Here is a 5,187-nt window from a genome sequence, read left to right as displayed (position 1 = left end):
TATCTGGCGTTGATTTTTGGCACGCTGTTGAGTTCTCAAGGAACGGACGCTTCCTTTGTACTCACCCGAGAGACTCTCTCGTGGCTTTCCTCCGGGCGCTTCCCTTCGGTGTTTCCGACTCTATCAGATCTTTTTCTGATCCGATTTCCTCGGTGCTTTCCAGGTCATGCGCCTTCGCGCTTCCCTTTCCGGCGGTTCCGACTTTATCAGATGTTTTGGGCCGGACTGACCGGCGACCATTTCTGAATCATCGGGAGGAGCTTCGTCGAAATCGATGTGTCGAGGTTTCGAGAAGCGACAGACTCTCACCGTTGCCACCGGGGGAGACTCCCCTCTAGGCAACTGTTCAAATCTACCTCCCCACACGACCCGTGTCAACGGCTCTCGCGGGGAGATGTCGAGGTTAACAGTTCACCGGGGGTGCTTGCACATCGGGCAGTGGACGCACGGCCGGCCAGGCACGTCGGCTCCTGTCAGGCGGCCGTCGGGACGGCAGCGCTCTTCTCGGGTTCTGCCAGGTCGCCCATCTCTCCGGCCCTGGCCGCGCGGCCGCCCAGGACGTAGACGTAGGCGAGGAAGGCCAGTTCCGCGGCGATGCCGATGCCGATGCGAGCCCAGGTGGGGAGGCCGGAGGGGGTCACGAAGCCTTCGATGGCCCCGGACACGAACAGGACCAGAGCCAGGCCTATCGCCATGCCCAGGGCCGCGCGGCCCTCCTCAGCGAGGGCGACGCGGCGGGTCCGGGGACCCGGGTCGATGAGGGTCCAACCGAGGCGCAGACCTGTTCCCGCGGCCACGAAGACGGCGGTCAGTTCCAGGAGGCCGTGCGGGAGGATGAGGCCGAGGAAGACGTCGAGGCGGCCCGCCGAGGACATCAGGCCTATGCCGACGCCCAGGTTGAGCATGTTCAGGAAGAGGATCCAGAGCACCGGCAGTCCGAGGAAGATGCCCAGGACGAGGCACATGGCGGCCGCCTGTGCGTTGTTCGTCCACACCTGGGCCGCGAACGACGTGGCGGGGTGGCTGGAGTAGTACGTCTCGTACTCGCCACCGGGGCGGGTGAGCTCACGCAGTTGGTCGGGGGCCGTGATCGAGGACTGGACTTCTGGGTGCGTCCCGATCCACCACCCCAGGAGGGCCGCTATGACGGTGGACAGGAGTGCTGTGGGTACCCACCAGTGGCGGGAGCGGTAGACCGCGGCGGGGAAACCGTACGCAAGGAAGCGGGTGACATCGCGCCAGGATGCGCGCCGGGTGCCTGTCACGGCACTACGCGCGCGTGCCACGAGTTGGCTGAGGCGCCCCGTCAGCTGGGGGTCCGGGGCGCTGGACTGGATCACTGACAGGTGGGTGGCGGCGCGCTGGTAGAGAGCGACGAGTTCGTCGACCTCGGCGCCACTGAGGTGTCGCTGGTTGCGGAGCAGTGCGTCGAGGCGGTCCCACTCGGCACGGTGGGCGGACACGAAGACGTCGAGGTCCATCCGGTTTGCTGCTCCTCGTCCTGTCGTGCTGCGTGTCGGCTTGTCGTACTGCGGCGCGATGTGCCCTCAGCTTGGCAGACTGGCGGTTCTTGGGGCAGGTCAGGGGAAGGAACGGGCACATGAGTGAGCTAGTGACGGGTGAGGCGGTGGCGCTGGAGCTGCGCCCCGCGAAGTTGCCGAGCCGGGCACTGGCCGTTTTGCTCGACCTGATCGTCGCCTTCGTCGGCTACATCGCCGTGACCATGGCGTTGGCCCTGTCGACCGCGAGTCTGGACGAGGCTGCGCAGACGGCCATATCGATCGCGGCCTTCCTGTTGGTGCTGGTGGGTGGGCCGATCGCCGTGGAGACGCTCAGCCACGGGCGTTCGCTGGGGAAGCTGGCGTTCGGGTTGCGGGTGGTGCGGGACGACGGCGGGCCGATCCGGTTCCGGCACGCGTTGGTACGGGGCGCGGTCGGCGTGGTCGAGATCTTGATGACGCTCGGGGTCATCGCGTGCATCGCCTCGCTCGTGTCGGCTCGCGGGCGTCGGCTCGGTGACGTGTTCGCGGGAACGCTGGTCGTACGGGAGCGGGTACCGGCCGGGCGCGCTCCGTTCATGCCTCCGCCGCCACACTGGCTGGCGGGGCGGTTCTCCGAGCTCGATCTCTCCGCGGTTCCGGACGGGCTGTGGCTGGCCGTCCGCCAGTACCTGACGCGGATGCAGCAGCTTGATCCGCAGGTCGGGCAGGCGATGGCGGAGCGGCTCGCCTCCGATCTCGTTGCGGCTATCGGGTCTCCGGCGCCGCAGGGTGTTCCGGCGGCCGCTTATCTCGCGGCCGTTGTGCAGGAGCGGCAGGTGCGGGAGGCCCAGCGAGCGTTCGGGGGCGGTGCGGCTGTCGGCACGGGTCCGTTCGGCCCGGTGCCGGGACCGGCCGGGGCCCCGGCCTGGGGCGGACCGGGCGGTGTCCCGAGTGGGCAGGGACCGCAGATGCCGCAATCGGCCGCGCAACTGCCGGCCTACCCGGTCGCGGGCGGGCCCCCGGCACCACAGTCCTCTGCACCGCAGCCCACCCGGCCCACGCCTTCCCAGAACGCCGCAACCGAGCAGACCGACCGTCCAGCCACAGGGTTCGCGCCGCCTGCGTGAGGTGAGGCGCCGGTCAGCTGGACGCCGACGGCGGTGTTTCGAGGTGTTCCAGCTCGATTCCGGGTGCCGCCAGGACCACGTCGCCGGCGATGTGGACGGTGTGCTGCTCCCCCGTGTCCAGGGCTGTGACCTGGTATTCGTCCACGGCCAGGGGGCCGTTGTCAGTGGCGTGTGCTTCTCTTGCGATCAAGGCCCAGGACTGGTCGACGGTGCGCGGGGCGAGGACCGGGTCCGTGAAGGCGACGAGGCGTACGCGGGTTGCGGACGCGGAGGGGGTGAGGCGTAGGAGACGAGTGGTGGCGATGAGGAACGCAGGGGAGGTGCCGGTGAAGGCGTGAGCGCGGACATTGCCTTCGGTGGCATGCGTGCCGGTGGGGTCGGTGCGGACCCAGGTGACGCCGTCGAGAGCGGCGCCGCGGACCTGCCAGCTCGCGGCGTGGAGTTCGAGACGGATGGGGCGGCCGAGTTCGTCGAGGGCGAGGTCGACGGAGCCGGCGTGGTCGCCGGAGGGGGTGGTGACTTGGGAGACATAGCGCCAGCCGGAGGGACCGGGCGCGCACTGGAAGTGTTCTTCGGCGAGGAGGGAGTGGTCGTGCGGATCGTGGAGCGAATAGCGGCCGCGGGGCATGGGGGTCCTGGAGCTTGACGGGCTGCTGGTCCGGGCGTCCTGGCGGGCGCCGGCCGGAGAACGGGCAGGCCCCCGGCACGGGGGTGCGGGGGCCTGCCTGGGGACCTGCTGCTCTGGGTGAGCGTGTCAGTGCACGGACACGCTCAACAGCAGTGGCGACTCGGTAGCCGCAGTGGGCCGGTCAGTAGCGGTAGTGGTCCGGCTTGTACGGGCCCTCGACCTCGACACCGATGTACGCGGCCTGCTCCGGACGCAGCGTCGTGAGCTTCACGCCGAGTGCGTCGAGGTGGAGGCGGGCGACCTTCTCGTCCAGGTGCTTGGGCAGCGTGTACACACCGGTCGGGTACGCGTCGGGCTTGGTGAACAGCTCGATCTGGGCCAGGGTCTGGTCCGCGAAGGAGTTGGACATCACGAACGACGGGTGACCGGTGGCGTTGCCCAGGTTCAGCAGGCGGCCCTCCGACAGCACGATGAGCACCTTGCCGTCGGCGAAGGTCCACGTGTGGACCTGGGGCTTGACCTCGTCCTTGACGATGCCCGGGATCTGGGCGAGGCCGGCCATGTCGATCTCGTTGTCGAAGTGGCCGATGTTCCCGACGATCGCCTGGTGCTTCATCTTGGCCATGTCCGCGGCCATGATGATGTCCTTGTTGCCGGTCGTGGTGATGAAGATGTCGGCCTTGTCGATGACCTCGTCGAGGGTCGTGACCTGGTAGCCGTCCATCGCGGCCTGCAGGGCGCAGATCGGGTCGATCTCGGTGACGATGACGCGGGCGCCCTGTCCGCGCAGGGACTCCGCGCAGCCCTTGCCCACGTCGCCGTAGCCGCACACGACGGCGGTCTTGCCGCCGATCAGGACGTCGGTGGCGCGGTTGATGCCGTCGATCAGCGAGTGGCGGCAGCCGTACTTGTTGTCGAACTTCGACTTCGTCACGGCGTCGTTGACGTTGATCGCCGGGAACAGCAGGACGCCGTCGCGCTGCATCTCGTACAGGCGGTGGACGCCCGTCGTGGTCTCCTCGGTCACGCCGCGGATCTCCGAGGCGAGCTGGGTCCACTTCTGGGAGCCGTCGGTGATGGTGCGGTTCAGGAGTTCGAGGATGACGCGGTGCTCGTCGTTCTCGGCGGTGTCGACGGCAGGGACCTTGCCGGCCTTCTCGTACTCGACGCCCTTGTGGACGAGGAGGGTGGCGTCACCGCCGTCGTCGAGGATCATGTTCGGGCCGCCGGTGGGGCTGTCCGGCCAGGTCAGCGCCTGCTCCGTGCACCACCAGTACTCCTCCAGCGTCTCGCCCTTCCAGGCGAAGACGGGGACGCCCTGCGGGTCGTCGACCGTGCCCTTCGGGCCGACCGCGATGGCGGCGGCGGCGTGGTCCTGGGTGGAGAAGATGTTGCAGGACGCCCAGCGGACCTCGGCGCCCAGGGCGACCAGGGTCTCGATGAGGACCGCGGTCTGGACGGTCATGTGCAGGGAGCCGGTGACGCGGGCGCCGGCCAGGGGCTGGGCCTCGGCGTATTCCTTGCGGATCGCCATCAGGCCGGGCATCTCGTGCTCGGCGAGGGTGATCTCCTTGCGGCCGAACTCGGCCAGGGAGAGGTCGGCGACCTTGAAGTCCTGTCGCTTGTCGACAGTCGTCATTGCGAGCTGCTCCTCGGTTTCGGGTCGAGGGTGGGTACGGCTGGTCTGCGCGGCGGCGGACACAGGAGTGCCCGAAGAGAACACTGGCATGCCCGCGTACGCGCAGCGCAGTCCGTCGGAGGCCCTCTCTCCCTCGGTCGGTCCGCGGTGGGACCGCCCGACCGCCATCAGCAGCGACGTCTGGCTCCGTCCCAAGCTACACGTTCGCCCCCCACCGTCCCCAGTCCGCCTGCGCACAGATCCGGCCAAGGGTGGGCGGTTCGGTGTGGCAGGGGCGTACCACGCACCAGGGCCCGCCGAGTAGTTCGGCGG

General features: G+C 68.7%; 5 protein-coding genes. 2 read left to right on the top strand and 3 right to left on the bottom strand.

Going from position 1 to position 5,187, the window contains the following annotated elements; genetic code table 11:
* Positions 1-246, top strand: a 246-nt coding sequence (locus FNH08_RS52720) for a hypothetical protein (protein ID WP_152777119.1), incomplete at its 5' end; no start/stop codon positions are given.
* 227 nt (positions 247-473) lie between these two features.
* Here the strand turns inward: FNH08_RS52720 and FNH08_RS44005 are convergent.
* A complete protein-coding gene (locus FNH08_RS44005) occupies positions 474-1,481 on the bottom strand; it encodes a stage II sporulation protein M (RefSeq protein ID WP_152777118.1) in 1,008 nt (335 codons plus the stop codon).
* Between the two features lie 119 nt (positions 1,482-1,600).
* Between FNH08_RS44005 and FNH08_RS44000 the strand changes: the two genes are divergently transcribed.
* Positions 1,601-2,608: an RDD family protein gene (locus FNH08_RS44000; protein WP_152777117.1), complete on the top strand. Its 1,008-nt coding sequence runs from the start codon at positions 1,601-1,603 to the stop codon at positions 2,606-2,608.
* A 13-nt stretch (positions 2,609-2,621) separates the two neighbouring features.
* On the opposite strand, the gene FNH08_RS43995 is transcribed toward FNH08_RS44000, so the two are convergent.
* On the bottom strand, positions 2,622-3,236 hold the full coding sequence (locus tag FNH08_RS43995; RefSeq protein ID WP_152777116.1) for a hypothetical protein: 615 nt from the start codon (positions 3,234-3,236) through the stop codon (positions 2,622-2,624).
* A gap of 181 nt (positions 3,237-3,417) precedes the next feature.
* Complete coding sequence (gene ahcY / locus FNH08_RS43990; protein ID WP_152777115.1) at positions 3,418-4,875, bottom strand: adenosylhomocysteinase; 1,458 nt, start codon at positions 4,873-4,875, stop codon at positions 3,418-3,420.
* Positions 4,876-5,187 lie beyond the last annotated feature (312 nt).

The organism is Streptomyces spongiae (assembly GCF_009377185.1).
GTDB classification, from domain to species: Bacteria; Actinomycetota; Actinomycetes; order Streptomycetales; family Streptomycetaceae; genus Streptomyces; species Streptomyces spongiae.
The sequence above is the reverse complement of the archived record's forward strand: the minus strand, read 5'-3'. Positions and strand labels throughout refer to the sequence as shown.

Excerpts from the sequence above, each read along its gene's own strand:
- FNH08_RS44005 (WP_152777118.1), bottom strand. The coding sequence starts at position 1,481 with ATGGACCTCGACGTCTTCGTGTCCGCCCACCGTGCCGAGTGGGACCGC.
- FNH08_RS44000 (WP_152777117.1), top strand. The coding sequence starts at position 1,601 with ATGAGTGAGCTAGTGACGGGTGAGGCGGTGGCGCTGGAGCTGCGCCCC.
- FNH08_RS43995 (WP_152777116.1), bottom strand. The coding sequence starts at position 3,236 with ATGCCCCGCGGCCGCTATTCGCTCCACGATCCGCACGACCACTCCCTC.
- ahcY (WP_152777115.1), bottom strand. The coding sequence starts at position 4,875 with ATGACGACTGTCGACAAGCGACAGGACTTCAAGGTCGCCGACCTCTCC.